The following is a 20517-nucleotide window of genomic DNA, read 5'->3' as shown; positions in this document are numbered from 1 at the left end:
CATCCTCCGTCATTGCGAGCGCAGCGAAGCAATCCAGAACTCTTTCCGTACGGGCAGCCCGGATTGCTTCGTCGCAAGGGCTCCTCGCAATGACGAGGAGGAGAATGCGTCCCTCGCAATGACGAGGAGGAAGAGTGCACTCCTCGCAATGACGAGGAGAGAGTGTCCGCTCCTCGCGAGACGAGGAGGGAGCGCTTACTTCTTGTCCCTGAAATACGGCTCCACCGACCCATGCACCTTGATGGTCAGCGGGTTGCCGTAGCGGTCCTTGGCATTGCCGGCGGTGACGCGGACCCAGCCTTCGCTGATGCAGTACTCCTCGACATTGGTCTTCTCGATGCCCTTGAAGCGGATGCCGACGTCGCGCGACAGGATGTCGGCGTTGTAATAGGGACTGTTGGGGTCGACCGAGAGGCGGTCCGGAAATTCGTCGCTCATGATTGTCTCGCTCATAACAGGGTCTCGATCTTCTGCCGCAATGCTTCCGGCCGCGCGGTCGGCGCATAGCGCGCGATCACCTGGCCGGCACGGTCCACCAGGAATTTGGTGAAATTCCATTTGATGGAGGCGCCGAGCAGGCCGGATTGCTGACGTTTCAGGTACTCATACAGGGGATGCGCGTGGGCGCCGTTGACGTCGACCTTCTCGAACAAGGGAAAGGTGACGTCGTAATTGGTCGAGCAGAACGCCTGGATCTCGGCCGCCTGCCCCGGCTCCTGCGCGCCGAACTGGTTGCAGGGAAAGCCCAGCACCGAGAAGCCGCGCGGCGCAGATCGCGGTGCAGGTCCTCCAGTCCGCGATATTGCGGCGTGAAGCCGCATTTGCTCGCGGTGTTGACGATCAAGAGCACCTGCCCCTCGAACTGGCGCAGGGCGACTTCGTCGCCGAGAAGCGAATTGGCCTTGAAGTCGTAGATCGCGGACATCGCTAACCCGCGGGGTCGATCGGCGATTGCGGCACGCCGCCCGCCTCGATCGCTTCGCCGGCGAGCAGACACAGATCCTCGCGATAGCGGCCGGAGACGATGTGCACGCCAACCGGCGTCTTGCCGACGAGGCCGGTCGAGACCACGAGGCCCGGCAATCCCATGAACGGAATCGCGATCTGCGGCAGCTGCGCCTCCCAGACGCGCTCGAAGGAAGCGGCGTCCTTGCGGTCGAGGTGATCGGGGAACGGCAGCTCGCCCGAGACCGGCGTCAGCACGACGGCATATTTTTCGAAGAACAGCATCCAGTCGCGGGTCAGCGTGGCGCGGCGGGTCAGCGCCTGGGCGTAGTTGGCCTGATCCATCGGCGTCACCTTGGCGCGGTTGCCGCGCAGGCACGCCAGTGCGCCGGGATCGCCCTCGCGCTCGGCCATTTCCAGCTGCGCCTCGTAGGCGTCGCCAAGCCAGAGCTTGCGCTGCCAGTCGACGGCTTCGCGCATCGGCGGGGTGTTTTCGATCACATCGACGGTCCAGCCGGCGCGCTCGAGGCGCTTGCCGGCGTCGGTCACGGCCGCCTTCACCTCGGGCGTGGTCGCAAGGCCGTCCGGGTTGAGGCAGAGCGCGGCGCGCTTCGGCACGGCCGGGCCCTCGAGCGGCGCCGGCACATACCAGGGATCGCGGGCGTCGCGGGCCGACATGGCAGCGAGGAAATCCGCAAGTCGTTGACGGTGCGCGCGGGGTCCCGACACCGCCATGATCTGCGGCCCGATCGGGCGCTCCGGCAGCGCCGGGTTGAAGGCGGGGATCCGGCCCAAGGTCGGGCGCAGGCCGTGCACGCCGCAGGCATAGGCGGGATAGCGGATCGAGCCGGCAATGTCGGTGCCGTGGGCGATGTGTCCGATGCCGGCCGCGACCGCCGAGCCGGCGCCGCCGGACGAGCCGCCCGGGGTCAGCGCGGCGTCGCGCGGGTTCTTGGTGTCGCCATGGACCAGATTGGTGGTGAACCAGCGATAGGAGAAGGCCGGGCAATTGGTGCGGCCGAGCAGGACGGCGCCGGCTTTGCGGAAATTGGCGACCACCGGATTGTCCTCGCGCGCGATCAGGTCGCGCTGCAGCTTGAGGCCGTTGGTGGTGGCAAAGCCCTCCTGGTCGACATTGGCCTTGATGGTGACGGGCACGCCGGCGAGCACGCCGGGGTCCTCGCCCTTGGCGATGGCGGCATCGACGGCATCTGCCTGCTTGAGCACGTCCTCGGGCCGGTGGTCGATCACGGCATTGAGTTGAGGATTGACGGCATCCAGACGGTCGAGACCGGCCTTGGCCGCCTCCCGGGCAGACACTTTCTTGGACTTGACGAGGGTGGCGAGGTCGGCGGCCGACAGGCGCCAGAGATCTTGCATGACGTGCTCCGTGTGACCGGCGTCTTTTAGCGCCGGCAACGCGGCAAAGCCATGCGGATTTCGCGGGGAAAACCCCGTCATTCCTAGCAAAGCGAAGCAATCCAGAATCCCTCCGCAGAGGCAGTCTGGATTGCTTCGTCGCAAGGGCTAGGAAGAAACGGTTGGTCGTTTGGCGTCAGGCGGCCTCCGCTATGGGCTGGAGTTGAACGGCGAAGCCGAGCTTTTTGAGACGTGCGACCAGTCGGCTTGCTTTGACCTCGGTGGGCCGGCGGTCGAAGTAGTCGGCGCCGAGGTCATGGTGCTCCGTGCCGTTCTTGAGGATGTGATAGATGGCGGTGAGGATCGAGGCGGCGACGGCACAGATGGCTTTTTGCGGCCCGCGTTTGGCCTGCAAGCGGAAGAATTGGGCTCGGTAGTAGCTGTTCTTTGCGCGCTTGGCGGCCCAGGCACATTGAACGAGCATGGTCTTGAGCCACGGTGCCCCTTGCGCAGGCGCGAGGACTTGCGCTTGCCGGCGCTCTCGTTCTGCCCGGGACACAGTCCGGCCCAGGCGACGAGATGGCCGGCGGTCTGGAAACGGCTCATGTCGGCGCCGATCTCGGACAGAATGGCTGGCGCCGCCACTGCGCTGACCCCGGAATCGTGGTCAGCAATTCGATCAGGTGGCGAAAGGGGTTTTGCCGCCATCGATTTCCGCTTCCATGCCCTCGATCCGCTGAGCGATTTCGGCATCGAGCTTGCGAATCGTTTCATCCAGACCATCCCATTGGCGCAGATGAAGCGCGAGCAGGAAGCGGTGGTGATCCGTCAGGCGCCCGTGCAACGCATCGTAAAGCTCCTTTGGCGACGCCTTGATCTGCTTGCCGGCAAGCTCGGCCAGCTTGTTCGGCTGCCGCACGCCCTCGATCATCGCCTGGATGATCCGCCGCCCGCTCGCGCCCATGATGTCGGAGATTACCGAGCCGAGCTTGATGTTGGCTTCCGCCAGCGTCTTGTCGATCCGCTGCACGTGCCGCGTCTGCTCGCGCACCAGTTGCTTGCGCGTCCGCGTCAGCGCGCGCAGCTCCTGCACCTCCTCCTCCGGAATGAAGCTGCCCTTGATCAGCCCGCAGGCCAACAGATCGGCAATCCACATCGCATCGTTCATGTCGGTCTTGCGTCCCGGCACGTTCTTGATGTGCGCTGCATTGGCGATGATCAGGTCAAAGGCGCCTTCGCCCAGGATCCGGAACACCGGCATCCAGTAGACTCCCGTCGCCTCCATCGCCACATGCGTGCACCGGCATTCTTCCAGCCACCTTCGCAGTTCCACAAGCTGCTCCGTCGTGGCCAAAAAGGTCCGGCACTCCCGCTGCGCCTTGCCATCGACCATGATCCGCACACAGGCCACGACCGTGTCCCTGTGCACGTCCAGGCCTGCCACCCGCTCGTACAAAATATCCATGCTTCTCTCCTCAACATTTGGCGCCGGCGGCATAGGCGCCTGTCAGAAAAGAATGCTAGGAAGCGTGCTCCAGAGCCTTGCGGCTCCTCCGCGCCAGTGTGGGTCATCCAGGCAACCCGGGTCCAACTCGCAACCGGGCTCTCACGCACCAGAGAGTAATCGACCTCTTTGCCGACGGCGCTCCAGTCTACCGCCTTCGCCCACCCGTGAAAAGTTTCATTCAGCGCGCGTCGGCTCCTCAAGCCGGTCCCAACTCGCAATGACGAGAGGAGAGAGTGTTCGCTTCCGCCGGGGTACGGCCATGCCTCCTAATGCCGCGTCACGGACTGGTCCGGGATGTCCAGCAGGGCCTCAGTGAAGGGGAATTCCAGCACGATCTCGCCTTCGACGTCGGTGACCTCGATCACGGCCTCCATCAGCGCCGGCTGGGCGCCCTCGGACTTCACCACCTCCAGGATCATCTGGCGGGCAACCTCCCAGGCGCGATCGGGATTGCGGAGATCCTCGCCGTCGGGATCCACGATCAATTCATCGCCGATACGGGTGTTGAAGAAGTATTTGGGCATCACCGATTTCCACTTGGGGCGCCTGTACCGGATTGAAAGCTGCACTGCACTCACAACTGCTTTATCAGGGCAGGGTTCGCGACCGAATGCGCCCGGCGCAAGGCAGCGCCGCGAGAAGTGATGTTCCACCACCATTTTTCGCGGCGCAACATGACGTTCTCGGGAAAATTTCACTGGCGAACTTTTGCGTCCGCAGTAACTTAGCCCTCGGGCGGATACGTCCGAAATCTCAAGAATGGAGCGCCAAAATGGCCTGAAAGCCCCCAAGATCGTTGAAGTGCCCTGCGGCATGGAAATCAACATGTATGTGAGCGCCACCCGCAAGTAAGCGGTTGGTGAGTACGCGTTTTGCGCAGGTGGGTCTGCCGGTCACGATCGGTTTCCGGTTGAGGGAAACTGTGTTGGCCTCAAGATCCACCTGGCGACGTTGCTTCCAGGAGACGGATCATGCTTCGCGTCGTCGTCCTGGGCGCCGGGGCCGGCGGCGGAGTCCCGCAATGGAATTGCGGCTGCGAGGGTTGCCGGGCGGCCCGTCTCGACGGCCATGAGCTTTATCGGACCCAGGCCTCGGTTGCCTTCAGCGGCGACGGCGAGCACTGGTTCCTGGTCAACGCCTCCCCTGATTTGCGCCACCAACTGAATGCCACGCCGCAGCTGCATCCCAAGGCAGGCGCGCTGCGCCATACGCCGATCGCAGGCGTGATCCTGACCAACAGCGAAGTCGACGCGGTCGCGGGCCTGCTGTCGATGCGCGAGGGTTCGCCCTTCACGGTCTATGCGCACGAGAAGGTGCTGGCGATCCTGAAGAGCAACAGCATCTTCAGCGTGCTGAACGAGACACACGTGAAGCGCCAGCCGATCGGCATCGGCGAGCCCTTCGAGCCGCGGCTCACCGACGGTGCGCGCTCTGGGCTGGAGGTGCGGCCCTTCGCAGTGCCGGGCAAATCGGCCTGGTATCTCGAAGGCAAGGCGCATCCCGGCGGCGCGAGCGGCGACGGCGATACGCTGGGGCTGAAGATCACGGACAAGTCGACCGGAAAATGCTTCTACTTCATCGCCGCCTGCGCCGACATCACCGACGCGCTCAAGGCCGAGATCGACGGCGCGGCGCTCGTGTTCTTCGACGGCACGGTCTGGCAGGATGACGAGATGATCAAAGCCGGCCTCGGCCACAAGACCGGCAAGAGCATGGGCCATGTCGCGATGTCCGGCCACGATGGTGCGATCGCGCGGCTGGCCGATCTCAATATCGACAGGAAGATGTTTCTCCATATCAACAACTCGAACCCGGCGCTGCTGCCCGACACGCCTGAACGCAAGACGGCCGAGGCGGCGGGCTGGCAGATACCCGCCGACGGAACGGAGATCGTGCTGTGAATGCCGCGTCCATGACTGGAATGACTGCGCTCTCGGTCGGCAAGGACATCAGGCTCAACTCTGCCGAGGAGCTGGAGGCGACGCTGCGCCACATCGGGGCGACGCGCTATCACAGCCTGCATCCGTTTCATAAGCTTTTGCATGGCGGCAAGCTGAACAAGGGCCAGGTGCAGGCCTGGGCGCTGAACCGCTACTATTACCAGAGCACGATCCCGATCAAGGACGCGGTCGTGATCTCGCGCTTTCGCGACCGCGCTACGCGGCTGGAATGGCGCCACCGCATCGAGGACCATGACGGCGACGTCGGCAGCGAGGGCGGCATCGAGCGCTGGCTGAAGCTGACTGAGGGCCTCGGGCTCGACACATCTTACGTGGAATCCACCGAAGGCATCTTGCCGGCAACGCGCTTCGCGGTGGAGGCCTACGTGCACTACTGCCGCGAAAAGAGCCCGCTGGAGGCGATCGCTTCCTCGCTCACCGAACTGTTCGCGCCGAACCTGCACGAGGAGCGTATCTCCGGCATGCTGGAGCATTACGACTTCGTCAATCCCGACATCATGAGCTACTTCAAGCGACGGCTGGCGCAGGCACCGCGCGATGCCGGCTTCGCGCTCGACTACGTCAAGGCGCACGCCACGACGCCGGAGCAGCGCGCAGGTATGCAACGCGCTGATCTTCAAGACCAACGTCTTGTGGGTGCAGCTCGATGCGCTCCAGCACGCCTATGTCGAAGGCAACATTCCGCCGGGCGCGTTCGTGCCCCAAGCGAGTTAAAGAGGAACCGCAATGGCCGGGCCGCGGAACATCAGCGTCAGCGAGGCAAGCCGCCCGGTGCTGCCGCGGCATGCCAAGCTGAAATATGACGAGACGCGAAAAGTCTGGGTGATCCTGGCGCCGGAACGCGTGCTGGCGCCTGACGAGATCGCGGTCGAGGTCTTGCAGCTCTGCGACGGCAAGCGCAATGTCGGCGACGTATCCGACCAGCTGGCGGCGAAATACGCCGCACCGCGCGAGGCGATCCTCGCCGACGTCATCGTCATGCTGCAGGATCTCGCCGACAAGGGCTTTCTGACCGAAGCCCGGGAGAAGACGCCATGAGCGATGTGCTCCCGACCATCCCCGACGCCAGCGACAGCCTCGCGGTGCTGGAGAAAAGCCGTTCGACGGCGGAGACATTTGGCATTCCGCTCGCCGTGCTGCTCGAGATCACGCACCGCTGCCCGCTGCAATGCCCGTACTGCTCCAACCCGGTCGAGCTCGACCGCTCCGGCAAGGAGCTGACGACGGACGAATGGAAGAAGGTGCTGAGCGAGCTCGCCGAGATCGGCGTGCTGCAGGTGCATTTCTCCGGCGGCGAGCCGACGGCGCGGAAAGATCTGGTCGAGCTGGTCAAGCACGCCAGCGACGTCGGCCTCTATACCAACCTCATTACTTCGGCCGTGCTGCTGACGCGCGAGCGGCTGAGCGAGCTTGCGGATGCCGGGCTCTGCCATGTGCAGATCAGTTTTCAGGGCGTCGAAGAAGGCCTCGCCGACCGCGTCGCCGGCTACAAGAACGGCCACCGCAAGAAGCTCGAGGTCGCGAAGTGGACGCGCGAGCTCGATTTGCCGCTCACCGTGAACGCGGTGATGCACCGGCAGAATCTGCATCAGCTCCCCGACATCATCCAGATGTCGATCGATCTCGACGCCGACCGCTTGGAGGTCGCCAATGTCCAGTACTACGGCTGGGCGCTGAAGAACCGCGCCGCGCTGATGCCGACGGTGGCGCAGCTCGACGAGTGCACCCGCCTGGTCGAGGAGGCGCGCGAGCGGCTGAAGGGCCGGCTGACGATCGATTACGTCGTGCCCGACTACGCGCGCGCTGCGGCCGAAAAAATGCATGGGCGGCTGGGCACGGCAGTTCTTCAACATCTCGCCGGCCGGCAAGGTGCTGCCCTGCCACGCCGCCGAGAGCATCACCGGGCTCGATTTCGAATCGGTTCGCTCCAACCATTCGATCGCGTGGATCTGGCAGAACTCGGACGCCTTCAACCGCTATCGCGGCACCGGCTGGATGAAGGAGCCGTGCAAGTCTTGCGAGTTCCGCGAGATCGATTTCGGCGGCTGCCGCTGCCAGGCCTTTGCACTGACGGGTGACGCCGCCAACACCGACCCCGCCTGCGCGCTGTCGCCGCTGCACGAGACCATCTTCAAGCAGGCCGAGCGCGAGGCCGAGGGCGAGACCAACCGCTTCCTCTATCGCAACTTCGCCGGCGGCACTCTGGAATCCGGGAATGATGCCTGACGCCGACGCGGCCGCATCGGCCAGACGTGCCGATCCCTTTGCGCCGCTGACCTCCGAGATGCTCGACGTCGGCGACGGCCACGAACTCTACGTCGAAAGCGTCGGCCGCGCCGACGGCATCCCCGCGATCTATCTGCATGGTGGGCCCGGCAGCGGCTGCCAGCCGGATCATCGCCGCCTGTTCGATCCCGAGCGTATGCATGCCGTGTTGTTCGACCAGCGCGGCTGCGGCCGCAGCCGCCCCAAGGGCTCGCGCGCGCACAACACGACGGCGCATCTGATCGCGGACATGGAAAAGATCCGAGAAAAATTCGGCTTCGAACGCTGGATGGTGGTCGGCGGCTCCTGGGGTGCGACGCTGGCGCTGGCTTTTGCACAAGCCCATCCCGAGCGCGTCTCCGGCATCGCATTGCGCGCCACATTTCTGGGCACGCGAGCGGAAGTCGAGGCCGGTTTTACGCTGCGCCTGCCGCAATTCTATCCCGGACTGCACGACGATTTTCTGAGCGTGCTGCCGCCGGAGGAACGCGCGCAACCGGTGGACGCCTATTATCGCCGCATCCTCGATGCCGATCCGGCCGTGCACGGACCTGCCGCGCGCGCCTGGCACGACACCGAGCGCGCTCTATCGGAGCACAAGCCGGCAAAGACGCGGATCGACCTCGCCTCGCTGAATGTCTGGCGCACATTGCCGGCGACGCCGTTCATGGAGGCGCATTACTTCATCCACGACAGCTTCATGAGCGAGAATCAGCTGTTGCGAAACGCAGCCCGGCTCGCCGGCATTCCCGGCATCATCGTGCAGGGCCGCTACGACCTGCTGTGCCCTCCTGAGACATCTGCGCAGCTCGCGAAAGTTTGGCCGGGTTCCGAGATCCGGATCGTGGAAGAAGCCGGACATTCGCTCTATGATGCCGGCGTGCGGGACGCGGTCATGAAGTCGATCGCCGACCTCGCATCGAAGACCGCGCGATGAACTCTATCCCCTCATCCTGAGGGGCGCTCGAAGAGCGCGTCTCGAAGGATGAAGCGCCGAGATGTTACTGCGGGGCCTTCATGGTTCGAGACGCCACTTCGTGGCTCCTCACCATGAGGGTCTATCAAGAAGGACAAGAAAATGCCGCTCGCCGGGAAAGGCATGCTGCTGACGTCGATGAATATCGATGCAGCCGATGAGGCCGATTTCAACCGCTGGTACGATCGCGAGCATCTGGAAGAGCGCGTCGCGATCGAGGGTTTCCTGGAAGCGCGGCGCTACGTCGCGCATGCCGCCGATCCCAAATATCTCTCGCTGTATTCGACCGCGACGCTCGACGTGCTCGACAGTCCCGCCTACCGGGTGCGGCTCGCCAATCAGACCGAATGGTCGCGGCGGACCATGGCGCATTTCAAGAACATGCTGCGGGTGGTCGCACGCATCACCATCAGCAAGGGCACCGGCCGCGGTGCCGTGCTCGGCCTCGTGCGGCTGCGCCCCACCGCCGACAATGCCGGCGCATGGCGTGATGCACTGCAAGAAAAGCTGGCGCCCGGAGAGCGCGAGGGCATCATCTCGATGCATCTGATCGAGAGCGAACCGGAATTGTCGGGCGCTACGGCGGATATTCCAGCGGTGCGCAACGAAGGCGCACGCGACTGGTTCGTGCTGATCGACGGCACGCATGTCGGCGCGGTCTCCGCTGTCATCGCCGAACGCTTCACCGGCCCGGCGGCCGCGCCCTTCCCGCTTCCCGTCTCCGTCGACACCTATGCGCTGATGTGGGATCTCGCGAAGGGCGAGATCGCGCGCAGCTGAAGCTCTGACACGCAGCGCAACATATTGCACCGCCGCATTGGTGCGCGCGGCGGTTAATGCTGTCCGCGCGCAGCTCCCATGAAAGCCGGTGATCACCCAAATTTGCCGTTGTACTTCGGACCGGTTCTAATAAGCTAACCCAATGACGTCATTCAGAAACCAGATCGCGGCGCGTTAAGCGTTCGACAAGCTCAAGAAAAGGCCGCCGGGTCTTTGAGCCTGTGCGGACAGGGTAGGAATGAAACCGACCGATATCGCGGCCCCCGACTACTTTCACAAAGTGGTCGATTGCCAATGGGCCTGTCCTGCGCACACCCCGGTTCCCGAATACATCCGACTGATTGCACAAGGCCGCTACAGCGACGCCTACATGATCAATTGGAAATCGAACGTGTTTCCCGGAATTCTGGGACGCACCTGCGATCGTCCCTGCGAGCCGGCGTGTCGCCGCGGGCGCGTCGAGGAAACCCCGGTGGCGATTTGCCGCCTCAAGCGCGTCGCCGCCGACTTCAAGGACGACATCACGCAGCGCCTGCCGAAGCCTTCAGCCAGGAACGGCAAGCGAGTCGCATTCGTCGGAGGTGGTCCCGCCTCGCTGACGGTGGCGCGCGATCTGGCGCCGCTCGGCTATCACTGCACCGTGTTCGACGGTGATCCCGAAGCCGGCGGCATGATGCGCACGCAGATCCCGAAATTCCGCCTGCCCAATTCGGTGATCGACGAGGAGACCGGCTATATCCTCAATCTCGGCGTCGAGTTTAGAGGCGGGCAACGCATCGAGAGCATGAAAGCCCTGCTCGCGGAGAAGTACGACGCAATCTTCGTCGGCTCCGGCGCGCCGCGGGGCCGCGAGCTCGACATTCCCGGACGCAAGGAAGCGGCTGGCAATATCCACATCGGCATCGACTGGCTCTCGTCCGTGTCGTTCGGCCACACCGACAAGATCGGCAAGCGCGTGATCGTGCTCGGCGGTGGCAACACCGCGATGGATTGCTGCCGCACCGCGCGCCGGCTCGGCGGCGAGGACGTCAAGGTGATCGTGCGCTCCGGCTTCGAGGAGATGAAGGCCTCGCCTTGGGAGAAGGAGGACGCGATCCACGAGGACATTCCGATCCTCAACTTCCTCGTCCCGGTCGCCTTCATCCACGACAACGGCAAGCTCACCGGCATCACCTTCCAGAAGGTGAAGGCCGAATACGATGCCAAGGGCCGCCGCAATCTCGTGCCGTCGGGCGAGCCCGACCAGACCGTCGAATGCGACGACGTGCTGGTCGCGGTCGGCCAGGAGAACGCCTTCCCCTGGATCGAGCAGGATTGCGGCATCGAGTTCGACAAATGGCACATGCCGAAAGTCGATCCGAAGACGTTCGTCTCGACCAATCCAAAAGTGTTTTTCGGCGGCGACGCCGCGTTCGGGCCGAAGAATATCATCTGGGCGGTGGCGCAGGGTCACGACGCCGCGCTGTCGATCCACAAGCTGCTGTCGGGCGAGGACATCACCGAACGGCAGCTGCCTGAAGTGCATGTCTCCTCGCAGAAGATGGGCATCCACGAATGGAGCTATGACAACGACATCTCCAATGACAAGCGCTTCAAGGTGCCGCATCGCGACAAGGTGGTCGCGCTGAAGGACATCCGCACCGAGGTCGAGCTCGGCTACGACGTCAAGCTCGCGCTCGGCGAAGCCCATCGCTGCCTGAACTGCGACGTCCAGACGGTGTTCTCCACTTCGCTCTGCATCGAATGCGATGCCTGTGTCGACATCTGCCCGATGGACTGCATCACCTTCACAGAGAATGGCGACGAAACCGATCTTCGCCAGCGCCTGAAGGCACCCTCACCGCATCCGGATCAGGACCTGTATGTGTCCTCAGACCTCAAGACCGGGCGCGTGATGGTCAAGGACGAGGACGTCTGCCTGCATTGCGGGCTGTGCGCCGAGCGTTGTCCCACCGGTGCCTGGGACATGCAGAAATATTTCATCGAGATGACCCACGCAGGTTCGACATGTCCGACAAAAAGCCGATCAGCAGCGTAAACGACTTCGTCGTCCGCTTCGCCAACGTCAACGGCTCGGGCTCGGCCAGCGCCAACGAAATGTTCGCACGCGCGATCCTGCGCCATGGCGTGCCGGTTAGCCCACGCAACATCTTCCCCTCCAACATCCAGGGCCTGCCGACCTGGTACGAGGTGCGCGTGACGGAAGACGGCCATCTCGGCGCCCGCGGCGGCGTTGACATGATGGTGGCGATGAACCCGCAAACCTGGGACAAGGACGTCGCCGGCATCGAGCCCGGCGGCTATCTGTTCTACGATTCCACCAAGCCGATGCCGTCGACCAAATTCCGCGACGACATCACCGTGATCGGCGTGCCGCTGACCGCGATCACCAACTCGACCTACACCGATCCGCGCCAGCGCCAGCTGTTCAAGAACATCATCTATTTGGGCGCGCTCTCGGCGCTGCTTGATATGGACCCGAAGCTGATCGAGCAGCTGATCGGCGAGCAATACAAGGGCAAGGAGAAGCTGCTCTCCTCCAACGTTCATGCGCTGCATTTGGGGCGCGACTGGGCGCTGCAGAACCTGAAATGCCCGATCGGGCTGCGAGTGAAGAAGTCCGACAAGGTCGGCGACCGCATCTTCATCGAGGGCAACAGCGCCGCTGCGCTCGGCGCCGTCTATGGCGGCGCAACGGTCTGCGCGTGGTATCCGATCACGCCGTCGTCGTCGGTGGCGGAGGCTTTCACCGCCCATTGCAAGAAGTACCGGCACGATCCCGAGACGGGCAAGGCGAAATACGCGATCGTGCAGGGCGAGGACGAGCTGGCCTCGATCGGCATCGTCATCGGCGCGTCCTGGAACGGCGCCCGCGCCTTCACCGCGACATCCGGCCCCGGCATCTCGCTGATGACCGAGTTCATCGGCCTGTCCTATTTTGCCGAGATCCCGGCCGTGATCATGAACATCCAGCGCGCCGGCCCCTCGACGGGCATGCCGACCCGCACCCAGCAATGCGATATCATCGCCTGCGCCTACGCCTCGCACGGCGACACCAAGCATGTGCTGCTGTTCCCGGAGGATCCGGCCGAGGCCTTCGAGTTCGCGGCCGCCGCCTTCGATCTCGCCGAGCGGCTGCAGACCACGATCTTCCTGATGCTCGACCTCGACATCGGCATGAATCACCGGCTCTGCCGTCCGCTGAAATGGGACGATTCCAAGCAGTATGACCGCGGCAAGGTGATGACGGCGGAGATGCTGGAAGAAGGCCGTGATTTCGGCCGCTACCTCGATGTCGACGGCGACGGCATTCCCTACCGCACCTATCCCGGCACGCACCCGACCAAGGGCTCTTATTTCACCCGCGGCACGTCGCGTGATCGCTATGCGCGCTATTCCGAGGAAGGCTCGGTCTATGCCGACAACATGCAGCGTCTCGTGCGCAAGTTCGAGACCGCGCAGGACCTCGTGCCGCGGCCGCTGCAGGCCAATGCGGAGCGGCCGACCAAATATGGCGTCATCTATTTCGGCTCGACCTCGCCCGCGATGGACGAGGCGATCGGATTACTTGAGGCGCGCGGGCATCAGCTCGACCGCCTGCGCATTCGCGCCTTCCCGTTCCATTCGAGCGTGGCGAGCTTCCTGGCCGAGCACGACTTCGTCTATGTCGTCGAGCAGAACCGCGACAGCCAGCTGCGTCAGCTCATCGTCAACGAGAACGGCATCGATCCCGTCCGCCTCGTGCCGATCGTGCATTATGACGGCACCCCGATTACCGCCCGCTATATCGCAAAAGCCATTGGCGACCACCAGGATCACCTCAAGGTGACCCCGCTCCGCAAGGCCGTGTCATGACCTACATTGCAAAGCCGAAATTTCACCACCCGGGCCTCAAGAAGAACGAGCTCGGCTACACGCATCGCGACTACGAAGGAAAGATCTCGACGCTGTGCGCCGGCTGCGGCCATGATCTGATCACGGCCTCGATCATCGAAGCCTGCTACGAGCTCTCGATCGAGCCGCATCGGGTGGCCAAAATCTCCGGCATCGGCTGCTCGTCGAAGACGCCGGACTACTTCCTCGGCAATTCGCACGGCTTCAACTCCGTGCACGGCCGCATGCCCAGCGTGCTGACCGGGGCCAACCTCGCCAATCGCGATCTGATCTATCTCGGCGTCTCCGGCGACGGCGATTCCGCCTCGATCGGCTTCGGCCAGTTCGCGCATTCGATCCGGCGCGGCGTCAACATGACCTATATCGTCGAGAACAACGGCGTCTATGGCCTCACCAAGGGGCAGTTCTCGGCCACCGCCGACCGCGGCTCGAAGTCGAAGAAGGGCGTGACCAACACCGACAACGCCATCGACCTGGCCGCGATCGCGCTGCAGCTCGGTGCGACCTTCGTGGCGCGCTCGTTCTCCGGCGACAAGGCCCAGCTCGTGCCGCTGATCGCCGCTGCGATCGGCCACAAGGGCGCGTCCTTCATCGACGTCATCAGCCCGTGCATCGCCTTCAACAACCACGCCGGCTCGACCAAGAGTTTTGATTATGTCCGCGAGCATAACGACGCCGTGAACCGGCTCGACGTGCTGGTCGGCCGCGATCCCATCGCGGTGGACTATGCGCCGGGTACGGTGCAGGTGGTCGAGCAGCATGACGGCAGCAAGATCGCGCTGCGCAAGATCGACGCCGACTACGATCCGCATGACCGGCTCGGCGCCCAGACCTTCCTCGCGAGGCATGCCGCCAAGGGCCAGATTGTGACCGGGCTGCTCTACGTCGACCCCGATGCGGAAGATCTGCACAGCCATCTCAACACGGTCGAGACGCCGCTCAACTCGCTGGAAGCCGACACGCTCTGCCCGGGATCGGCGGCGCTGGACAAGTTCAACGCCAGCCTGCGCTGATCATTTGCCGCGCCGAGGCGGCTGCCTGACGCGCACGGTGATCTTGTCCGACACGACAGGCGGGTCGAACGGATAGTGCTTCGCATCGCCCAACACCAGTTGCAGCGTGTGGGTCCCGGGCGGAAGCTCGAGAAATGTCTCGGTCTGCCCCGCCCCGAAATGCAGATGCGACTTGTCCTGCGGGATCGGCTCCTTCGGATCGATGGGATCGTTGACGTCGATCAGCAAATGATGGTGGCCGGCGTTCTGATAGTCGTCGCCGGCATGCGTCACGCCCATGTTGCGCAGGCCGAACCGGACCAGGAACCCGCCGCGCACCCTTTGCCCGTCGTACGGCGTGATAAAATAGACCTTTGCGTCCTTTGGAGCAGTCTTGCCCTGCGAGAAGGCCATGCCCGGGAGCAATGCGAGCACCGCTGACAGCGCCACGCAGCGAAGGATGTGCATCAATCTACTCCGGCAGTTAAGGACTGAGCGCGACGCGGAATCCATGCGTCGGGTAACGAACATTGGTATCGTAACCGTCGCGGTTGGACGGCCGTACGTATCTCGAGTCGTTCTTCCAGGAGCCCGAGCGCAGGACGTGCGAGTTGCAGTCCCCACCGCTCCATGCCGAACCGTCATTGGGCGCGCCCTGATAGGTCCTGTGCCAGCAGTCCTCGACCCATTGATCGACGCCGCCGCCCATATCGTAGAGACCGAAAGGATTGGGCTTGAAGCTGCCGACTTTCGCCGGCTGCTCGGCCACGGCATCCCCGCAGTCCTTGCACCCGGCCATGCCCTGCTGGGACTTGTCGCCCCACCAATACTTTGTCGACGTCCCGCCGCGCGCCGCATACTCCCATTCGGCTTCGCTTGGGAGCCGGTAAGGCTTCTTCGTCGCTTGCACGAGGAAGGCGGCATATTGCTGTGCGTCGGTCCAGCTCACATTGGTGACCGGCGCATCGTCCTTGCCGGTGGCCGTGAATCCGCACGCCTTGGCGGCGGCGCACTCGTTCCATTCCTGCACTGTCACCGGATATTTTCCGATCGAGAATGGCTTGACCGTGACCTGGTGGACAGGACGTTCGGTCGGATCATCGTTGCTTCCCATCGCAAAGCTGCCGCCGCGAACGGCGATCATCTCGGGTTCACGGACGGGTGCCGCTGTCGGTTGGCTGGGCTCCGGAGTGGGCGACGCAGGCGCCGACGCCAATGAGGGAGACGGTTGCGGTGTCTGCGTCGCCGCCTCGCGCGGCGACGGCTGCGGGATCGGTGATGCGGCCGGAGCAGCGGCCGGCGTCGCGGCCTGCTGGCCCACCCTGCCCTGCGGCTGCGCCAGCAAATACCAGAGCACGCCCGCGGCAATCACCAGCACGGTGATGCCCAGGAGAAAGATCAGGGTATTCTCGCGCCGGCCACGCGTCCTGCCGACTGCATCTGCGTCCGGCAGCACACGATAGATGCGCACGGGATCCGTGATGTTCTTGACCTTGCGATCCCCGAGCGATTCATAGCCGCACACCACCTTGTGCTTGATCTGCTCGTAGATCGCGCCGGAGATGTAGACCTGACCGGGTTCGGCAATGCCTTCGATGCGTGTCGCAATATTGACGCCATCGCCGTAGACGTCGTCCGGCTCAACGATGACATCACCGAGATTGACGCCAATCCGGTATTCGATCCGGGAGTCCCTCGGTATCGAGGCATTGCGGCCGATGAGGTTCTGCTGGATGACAATACTGCATCGAACGGCCTCGACGGGGCTATCGAAGATGGCGATGAAGCCATCGCCGGTGGTCTTCACTAAACTTCCATGATGCTCGACGATGCTGGGTTCGATGAGGTCCCGCTCGATCCGCTTGACGCGGACATGCGTGCCTTCCTCGTCCGCCTGCATCAAGCGACTGTAGGATGCGATGTCGCCGACAATGATAGCGGCGAGACGACGAGGCATTCCGCCGTGCGGAGGCGGCTCGTTGTGATTCCCGGATCTGAAGTTGCGAATTTCGCCCATTGCGGGGGACTCCACAAAACCTACAAGAGGCGGCCCCAGCCTACGACTTCGAGAAACAATCGCGTGTGAACGCTATCACATTAACGAACCGGGACAACGTCGAAGGAATCGCCGAGACGAGTTCCGGGGAGCAAGGGCTTACAATTGCCTGAACCTTCCTGGCCCTACCTGCGACTAAGGCATCGCTCGGAGGGCCTATGGCGGCTCCGTAGAAGGGGAGAGACAGGGTGCCGGGCGGGTTCGGCCGGCATGATCGCGAGGCCCGCTTTGGTGAAATCTAGCTGACTGGCTCCGGCGCCGGCTGAGGCTCCGGCACGGCGTGGTCCGAATGGGCCGGTCGTCCGACGCCCCAATATAGCTTGCAGGTCTCGAGCAAGGTTTCGATGTTCATGGTCAGGCCGCCCGCATTGACGATCACGCCGTCGGCGCCAAGCGCTTTGCTCATCATCGACAAGGCCTGCGTCAGAAATCCTCCGGAGAATCGCTTGGCGACAAGGGGATCGACCTTGAGCACCACGAATTTCTGTGCGCGCCGCTCCCACAGCATGATCTTTCGCACGGCGCTCCAGGCGATGGTCTCGTCGGCGAGCCTGGTGTCGCGAATACCGACACGGCTGATGAAGACCACCGGCTGTCGGGCGGAGATCAGCCGCCAGAGCATCCTGCAGGTGCCAAGGCCGAAAAACACCGCGCCGACATAGCAGGCGGCGACCTCGAACGTGGTGATGCTCTTGCCGTCCTGCCAGCTGAATGCGAGCCCGGCACAGAGCAGCGTCAGCAGCAGGCTGCCGCCGAAAAACATCAGCAGCCGGGCTCGCGAATAGCCGATCGCAAGATTGGGCAAGTTCTGACTTTCGACATTTTCGGTCGCCTCCAGCCGTTTGCAACAACCCGGGGTCTATCCGCGCCCCACGCTCCCAAGGGGTTAAGCCTCGAGCCTTGCGCGAGGCTGCCCGCGGGAGGCGCAGTTGAACGCACCGTGTCCGGCTCGCGACTAACGGCCAGTTGGCCCCCACCCTGCCGATGCGGGCCGTCATTGGCTGACGTATCCGGTGCGACCATGAAGCTTGCCCTCATCCTTCCGCTTGCCATTGTCGCCTTCATCGGCCTCGCCCGCGCCGAGGACGTCGACGACGTCCGCGAGGCGAGCACGACCGAGGCCGAAACCTTCAACGCGCGCATGTATGCGGGCACGACGGCTTATGCCTGCTTCGTCCGCCGCTACGATGCCGGGCACCTGGCGCGGCATCCGAACCAGAAGGTCGCTTCGATGAAGCTGCTGGTCTCGGCCGAGACCGACAGCGAGGACAAGCAGCTCCACAATTCGTTCCGGCTCGGCTTCCGGTATCGCCACCGCAGCGGCGATTTCGACTCCAGCGGCTCCTGTGACCACGTGGTGCTCACCAAGGACGGCGGCGAGGTCCGGCTCGGCTGCGGCGTCGATTGCGAGGGCGGCGGTATCGGCGTCGCGCTCTCGAAGGACGACAAATCCGCCATCGTGAGGCTCGCGAGCGTCAGGGTCTGGCTGCACGACAAGCCGGACGACGAGGCCGAGCGATCGCTGGTTGCAGGCCACGACGACGGGATTTTCAGGCTCGACCGGACCGATACCGGCGAATGCGCCGCGCTCGTGACCGACCGCAAGGAACTCGCCGCGCTCCGCCACAAGTGATATGCCTCCGGCGAAAGCTGGTCGCCGTTACTGTTTGCGCATGATCTTTCCGGAAAACCGCTTCGCACTTTTCCGGATCATGCTTTGAGGAGATCGCCATGAACCGCCGGAACATCTTGTGGAGCACCGTCTCGGCGCTGGGCGCGGCGTTTGAAGCCTCGCGCGCCAAGGCGGCAACGAAAGCGAAGTCAGACAGACTGAAGGTCGTCTATCACCTCAGCGATGCCGACAAGGTCAATTTCGTGCTCGGCAACATCCAGAACCACATCGACGGCGTCGGCGGCCCCGACCATGTCACGATCGCGCTGGTGATCCACGGGCCGGCGCTGAAGGCGTTCCACTCGGCGCAGGCCAACCCGGATGTCAGCAAGCGGATCGGCGATTTCTCCAGGGATGGCGTCGAGCTCGCCGCCTGCGGCAACACCATGAAGGCGCAGAACATCACGCTAACGGATCTGCTGCCGGGGTTCGTGAGCGCGGAGAAGGGCGGCGTGGTGCGTTTGGCCGAGCTGCAGTCTCAGGGGTATCTGTATCTGCGGCCGTAGGGCGCCGCGAATTCTCCGTCATTGCTCCATCCCGCTTGACATACCTATAACCCCATGGTTATGAGTTAATCCATAATCTTGGAGTTATGGATTCCGCATGTCCGCCGCCGATCTTCTGTTTCGGACGCTCGCCGACCCAACCCGGCGGGCAATCTTCGAGCGGCTTTGTCGCGAGGGCGAGCAGACGGTCGGGGCACTGACCGCGCGATCCGGTGTTTCCCAGCCGGCGGTGTCAAAACATCTGGGTGCGCTGAGGCAGGCTGGCCTGGTGCGTGACCGCCATGAAGGGCGCCAGACCCATTACAGCGCGCAGCCCGGCGCGCTCAATCCGCTGATCGACTGGACCAGCCAGATGGCGGGCTTCTGGCAGAACCGGCTCGATGCGCTCGACGATCTGCTGAAGAGGATGGACCAATGACTGAGGCTGCGACCGAAACACGTTCCGTGGTGATCGAGCGGGAATTTGCTTATCCGCCGGAGCGGCTGTGGCGCGCGCTGACACAGCCGCATCTGATCGAGGAATGGCTGATGAAGAACGACTTCAAGCCGACGGTCGGTCATCGCTTCAATCTGCGCGGCGAATGGGGCGGCGTGCTCGACTGCGAAGTGCTCGCCATCGAGCCGCCGCGCACGCTGGCCTACACCTGGAATTTCACGCATGAGGATCCAGCCTACGACCTCAAGAGCGTGGTGACGTTCACGCTCACCCCGCAAGGATCAGGCACGCATCTGCGCGTCGAGCAGGCGGGCTTCCGTCCCAGCCAGAAGCAGGCCTATGGCGGCGCGCATGCCGGCTGGAAGCAGTTTTTCACCAAGCTGGACGAGCTGCTGGCGCGGGCCGAATAGCCCGGCCGCCGACATCCATTCCGAACATTCGCACAGGAGACCCAGATGAGTTCGAACATGTGGATCCGACAGATCCATCGCTGGCTGTCGGTTGCCTTCACCCTTGCCGTGATTGCCAACATCGTTGCGCTGATCATGCAGATTGAAGCGACGTGGATCGGGTTGCTGACCTTCGTGCCGCTGTTCCCGCTGCTCGCGACCGGACTGTATCTGTTCGCGCTGCCCTATCTTGGTCGTCGTAGCAACGCGTGAACGGGGCGAGAGCATGAAGAAAGCGGTGACCGCCAACAAGACCGGCGCGAAGGACGCGGACGGAGCTTCGCCTACCAAGATGATCGACGGCAGGATCAAGGAGCTCGGCGACTGGCGCGGCGAGACGCTGAAGCGAATCCGCGCGCTGATCAAGGAGGCCGACCCTGACGTGGTCGAGGAATGGAAATGGCGCGGCGTTCCCGTGTGGGAGCACGACGGCATCATCTGCACCGGCGAGACCTACAAGGCTCTCGTCAAGCTGACCTTTGCCAGGGGCGCGGCGCTGGACGACCCGGCCGGCCTGTTCAATTCCAGCCTCGATGGCAATGTGCGGCGCGCGATCGATATTCCCGAGGGCGCCAAGATCAACGAAAAGGCGCTGAGGGCACTGATCCGCGCGGCGGTGGAGCTGAATGCGTCCAAGGTCAAGAAGAAGCCCGCGAAGAAGGGCTAGCCTAAAGCAACTGTTGTGCAGCCACGAACCCCTTCCTTCTCCCCTTGTGGGA

At 63.7% G+C, this 20517-nt stretch carries 21 protein-coding genes and 4 pseudogenes; 17 read left to right on the top strand and 8 right to left on the bottom strand.

From position 1 onward, the window contains the following. Positions 1-195: 195 nt before the first annotated feature. The 5 genes and pseudogenes from ACTGJ9_RS14595 to ACTGJ9_RS14575 all read right to left on the bottom strand — a co-directional run bounded on the left by ACTGJ9_RS14595 (position 196) and on the right by ACTGJ9_RS14575 (position 4335). Complete coding sequence (locus ACTGJ9_RS14595) at positions 196-453, bottom strand: DUF3297 family protein (RefSeq protein WP_456677607.1); 258 nt, start codon at positions 451-453, stop codon at positions 196-198. Further along, positions 450-925: pseudogene (locus ACTGJ9_RS14590) on the bottom strand (glutathione peroxidase). Before ACTGJ9_RS14590 ends, ACTGJ9_RS14595 begins: the two are co-directional and overlap by 4 nt. A gap of 2 nt (positions 926-927) precedes the next feature. Next, positions 928-2325 (bottom strand): amidase family protein, encoded by a 1398-nt coding sequence (locus ACTGJ9_RS14585; protein ID WP_456677606.1) that lies wholly within the window; start codon positions 2323-2325, stop codon positions 928-930. A gap of 175 nt (positions 2326-2500) precedes the next feature. Beyond that, positions 2501-3769, bottom strand: a pseudogene (locus ACTGJ9_RS14580) (IS110 family RNA-guided transposase). A 308-nt stretch (positions 3770-4077) separates the two neighbouring features. Continuing rightward, a complete protein-coding gene (locus ACTGJ9_RS14575) occupies positions 4078-4335 on the bottom strand; it encodes a DUF6894 family protein (protein ID WP_456677605.1) in 258 nt (85 codons plus the stop codon). Between the two features lie 235 nt (positions 4336-4570). On the opposite strand from ACTGJ9_RS14575, the gene pqqA reads away from it, so the two are divergent. From pqqA to ACTGJ9_RS14520, 11 genes and pseudogenes are all read left to right on the top strand, one after another. Next, positions 4571-4663: a pyrroloquinoline quinone precursor peptide PqqA gene (gene pqqA / locus ACTGJ9_RS14570; protein WP_456677604.1), complete on the top strand. Its 93-nt coding sequence runs from the start codon at positions 4571-4573 to the stop codon at positions 4661-4663. A 119-nt stretch (positions 4664-4782) separates the two neighbouring features. Further along, on the top strand, positions 4783-5712 hold the full coding sequence (pqqB, locus tag ACTGJ9_RS14565) for a pyrroloquinoline quinone biosynthesis protein PqqB (protein WP_456677603.1): 930 nt from the start codon (positions 4783-4785) through the stop codon (positions 5710-5712). A 20-nt stretch (positions 5713-5732) separates the two neighbouring features. After that, positions 5733-6486 (top strand): annotated as a pseudogene (gene pqqC / locus ACTGJ9_RS14560) (pyrroloquinoline-quinone synthase PqqC). Between the two features lie 12 nt (positions 6487-6498). Further along, positions 6499-6810, top strand: a complete 312-nt coding sequence (pqqD, locus tag ACTGJ9_RS14555) for a pyrroloquinoline quinone biosynthesis peptide chaperone PqqD (RefSeq protein ID WP_200469521.1) — start codon at positions 6499-6501, stop codon at positions 6808-6810. Continuing rightward, a pseudogene (gene pqqE / locus ACTGJ9_RS14550) lies at positions 6807-7595 on the top strand (pyrroloquinoline quinone biosynthesis protein PqqE); the annotation flags it as partial. The gene pqqD and the pseudogene pqqE, both read left to right, overlap by 4 nt. Continuing rightward, positions 7594-7998, top strand: coding sequence for an SPASM domain-containing protein (locus ACTGJ9_RS14545; RefSeq protein WP_456677602.1), 405 nt, complete (start codon positions 7594-7596; stop codon positions 7996-7998). The pseudogene pqqE and the gene ACTGJ9_RS14545, both read left to right, overlap by 2 nt. Beyond that, positions 7988-8974, top strand: coding sequence for a prolyl aminopeptidase (gene pip / locus ACTGJ9_RS14540; protein WP_456677601.1), 987 nt, complete (start codon positions 7988-7990; stop codon positions 8972-8974). Before ACTGJ9_RS14545 ends, pip begins: the two co-directional genes overlap by 11 nt. 141 nt (positions 8975-9115) lie before the next feature. After that, positions 9116-9793 (top strand): hypothetical protein, encoded by a 678-nt coding sequence (locus ACTGJ9_RS14535; protein ID WP_456677600.1) that lies wholly within the window; start codon positions 9116-9118, stop codon positions 9791-9793. Between the two features lie 238 nt (positions 9794-10031). After that, positions 10032-11831: an FAD-dependent oxidoreductase gene (locus tag ACTGJ9_RS14530; protein WP_456677599.1), complete on the top strand. Its 1800-nt coding sequence runs from the start codon at positions 10032-10034 to the stop codon at positions 11829-11831. Further along, complete coding sequence (locus tag ACTGJ9_RS14525; protein ID WP_456677598.1) at positions 11801-13648, top strand: 2-oxoacid:acceptor oxidoreductase subunit alpha; 1848 nt, start codon at positions 11801-11803, stop codon at positions 13646-13648. The genes ACTGJ9_RS14530 and ACTGJ9_RS14525 overlap by 31 nt, the downstream gene beginning before the upstream one ends. Next, positions 13645-14700: a 2-oxoacid:ferredoxin oxidoreductase subunit beta gene (locus ACTGJ9_RS14520; protein ID WP_456677597.1), complete on the top strand. Its 1056-nt coding sequence runs from the start codon at positions 13645-13647 to the stop codon at positions 14698-14700. Before ACTGJ9_RS14525 ends, ACTGJ9_RS14520 begins: the two co-directional genes overlap by 4 nt. Here ACTGJ9_RS14520 and ACTGJ9_RS14515 read toward each other — a convergent pair whose 3' ends face one another. The 3 genes from ACTGJ9_RS14515 to ACTGJ9_RS14505 all read right to left on the bottom strand — a co-directional run bounded on the left by ACTGJ9_RS14515 (position 14701) and on the right by ACTGJ9_RS14505 (position 17540). Beyond that, positions 14701-15147: a DUF4399 domain-containing protein gene (locus ACTGJ9_RS14515; RefSeq protein WP_456677596.1), complete on the bottom strand. Its 447-nt coding sequence runs from the start codon at positions 15145-15147 to the stop codon at positions 14701-14703. A 16-nt stretch (positions 15148-15163) separates the two neighbouring features. Then, complete coding sequence (locus tag ACTGJ9_RS14510) at positions 15164-16696, bottom strand: SUMF1/EgtB/PvdO family nonheme iron enzyme (protein ID WP_456677595.1); 1533 nt, start codon at positions 16694-16696, stop codon at positions 15164-15166. A gap of 277 nt (positions 16697-16973) precedes the next feature. Beyond that, the gene (locus ACTGJ9_RS14505; protein WP_456677594.1) at positions 16974-17540 is read right to left on the bottom strand and encodes an STM3941 family protein; all 567 of its coding nucleotides are present in this window, start codon (positions 17538-17540) and stop codon (positions 16974-16976) included. Between the two features lie 216 nt (positions 17541-17756). On the opposite strand from ACTGJ9_RS14505, the gene ACTGJ9_RS14500 reads away from it, so the two are divergent. The 6 genes from ACTGJ9_RS14500 to ACTGJ9_RS14475 all read left to right on the top strand — a co-directional run bounded on the left by ACTGJ9_RS14500 (position 17757) and on the right by ACTGJ9_RS14475 (position 20465). Further along, positions 17757-18368, top strand: a complete 612-nt coding sequence (locus tag ACTGJ9_RS14500; protein ID WP_456677593.1) for a hypothetical protein — start codon at positions 17757-17759, stop codon at positions 18366-18368. 98 nt (positions 18369-18466) lie between these two features. Further along, on the top strand, positions 18467-18913 hold the full coding sequence (locus ACTGJ9_RS14495) for a DsrE family protein (protein ID WP_456677592.1): 447 nt from the start codon (positions 18467-18469) through the stop codon (positions 18911-18913). A gap of 97 nt (positions 18914-19010) precedes the next feature. Then, entirely contained in the window at positions 19011-19331 is a 321-nt protein-coding gene (locus tag ACTGJ9_RS14490) for an ArsR/SmtB family transcription factor (protein ID WP_456677591.1), read from the top strand. Beyond that, a complete protein-coding gene (locus tag ACTGJ9_RS14485) occupies positions 19328-19759 on the top strand; it encodes an SRPBCC family protein (protein WP_456677590.1) in 432 nt (143 codons plus the stop codon). The genes ACTGJ9_RS14490 and ACTGJ9_RS14485 overlap by 4 nt, the downstream gene beginning before the upstream one ends. A gap of 45 nt (positions 19760-19804) precedes the next feature. Further along, a complete protein-coding gene (locus tag ACTGJ9_RS14480) occupies positions 19805-20011 on the top strand; it encodes a hypothetical protein (protein WP_456677589.1) in 207 nt (68 codons plus the stop codon). 13 nt (positions 20012-20024) lie between these two features. Next, positions 20025-20465: a DUF1801 domain-containing protein gene (locus tag ACTGJ9_RS14475; RefSeq protein WP_456677588.1), complete on the top strand. Its 441-nt coding sequence runs from the start codon at positions 20025-20027 to the stop codon at positions 20463-20465. Positions 20466-20517 lie beyond the last annotated feature (52 nt).

Origin of the sequence: Bradyrhizobium sp. RDM12, assembly GCF_051917485.1 — a bacterium.
Taxonomy (GTDB): domain Bacteria; phylum Pseudomonadota; class Alphaproteobacteria; order Rhizobiales; family Xanthobacteraceae; genus Bradyrhizobium.
This window is presented reverse-complemented; position numbering and strand designations above follow the sequence as displayed.

Excerpts from the sequence above, each read along its gene's own strand:
- ACTGJ9_RS14595 (WP_456677607.1), bottom strand. The coding sequence starts at position 453 with ATGAGCGAGACAATCATGAGCGACGAATTTCCGGACCGCCTCTCGGTC.
- ACTGJ9_RS14585 (WP_456677606.1), bottom strand. The coding sequence starts at position 2,325 with ATGCAAGATCTCTGGCGCCTGTCGGCCGCCGACCTCGCCACCCTCGTC.
- ACTGJ9_RS14575 (WP_456677605.1), bottom strand. The coding sequence starts at position 4,335 with ATGCCCAAATACTTCTTCAACACCCGTATCGGCGATGAATTGATCGTG.
- pqqA (WP_456677604.1), top strand. The coding sequence starts at position 4,571 with ATGGAGCGCCAAAATGGCCTGAAAGCCCCCAAGATCGTTGAAGTGCCC.
- pqqB (WP_456677603.1), top strand. The coding sequence starts at position 4,783 with ATGCTTCGCGTCGTCGTCCTGGGCGCCGGGGCCGGCGGCGGAGTCCCG.
- pqqD (WP_200469521.1), top strand. The coding sequence starts at position 6,499 with ATGGCCGGGCCGCGGAACATCAGCGTCAGCGAGGCAAGCCGCCCGGTG.
- ACTGJ9_RS14545 (WP_456677602.1), top strand. The coding sequence starts at position 7,594 with ATGGGCGGCTGGGCACGGCAGTTCTTCAACATCTCGCCGGCCGGCAAG.
- pip (WP_456677601.1), top strand. The coding sequence starts at position 7,988 with ATGATGCCTGACGCCGACGCGGCCGCATCGGCCAGACGTGCCGATCCC.
- ACTGJ9_RS14535 (WP_456677600.1), top strand. The coding sequence starts at position 9,116 with ATGCCGCTCGCCGGGAAAGGCATGCTGCTGACGTCGATGAATATCGAT.
- ACTGJ9_RS14530 (WP_456677599.1), top strand. The coding sequence starts at position 10,032 with ATGAAACCGACCGATATCGCGGCCCCCGACTACTTTCACAAAGTGGTC.
- ACTGJ9_RS14525 (WP_456677598.1), top strand. The coding sequence starts at position 11,801 with ATGTCCGACAAAAAGCCGATCAGCAGCGTAAACGACTTCGTCGTCCGC.
- ACTGJ9_RS14520 (WP_456677597.1), top strand. The coding sequence starts at position 13,645 with ATGACCTACATTGCAAAGCCGAAATTTCACCACCCGGGCCTCAAGAAG.
- ACTGJ9_RS14515 (WP_456677596.1), bottom strand. The coding sequence starts at position 15,147 with ATGCACATCCTTCGCTGCGTGGCGCTGTCAGCGGTGCTCGCATTGCTC.
- ACTGJ9_RS14510 (WP_456677595.1), bottom strand. The coding sequence starts at position 16,696 with ATGGGCGAAATTCGCAACTTCAGATCCGGGAATCACAACGAGCCGCCT.
- ACTGJ9_RS14500 (WP_456677593.1), top strand. The coding sequence starts at position 17,757 with ATGAAGCTTGCCCTCATCCTTCCGCTTGCCATTGTCGCCTTCATCGGC.
- ACTGJ9_RS14495 (WP_456677592.1), top strand. The coding sequence starts at position 18,467 with ATGAACCGCCGGAACATCTTGTGGAGCACCGTCTCGGCGCTGGGCGCG.
- ACTGJ9_RS14490 (WP_456677591.1), top strand. The coding sequence starts at position 19,011 with ATGTCCGCCGCCGATCTTCTGTTTCGGACGCTCGCCGACCCAACCCGG.
- ACTGJ9_RS14485 (WP_456677590.1), top strand. The coding sequence starts at position 19,328 with ATGACTGAGGCTGCGACCGAAACACGTTCCGTGGTGATCGAGCGGGAA.
- ACTGJ9_RS14480 (WP_456677589.1), top strand. The coding sequence starts at position 19,805 with ATGAGTTCGAACATGTGGATCCGACAGATCCATCGCTGGCTGTCGGTT.
- ACTGJ9_RS14475 (WP_456677588.1), top strand. The coding sequence starts at position 20,025 with ATGAAGAAAGCGGTGACCGCCAACAAGACCGGCGCGAAGGACGCGGAC.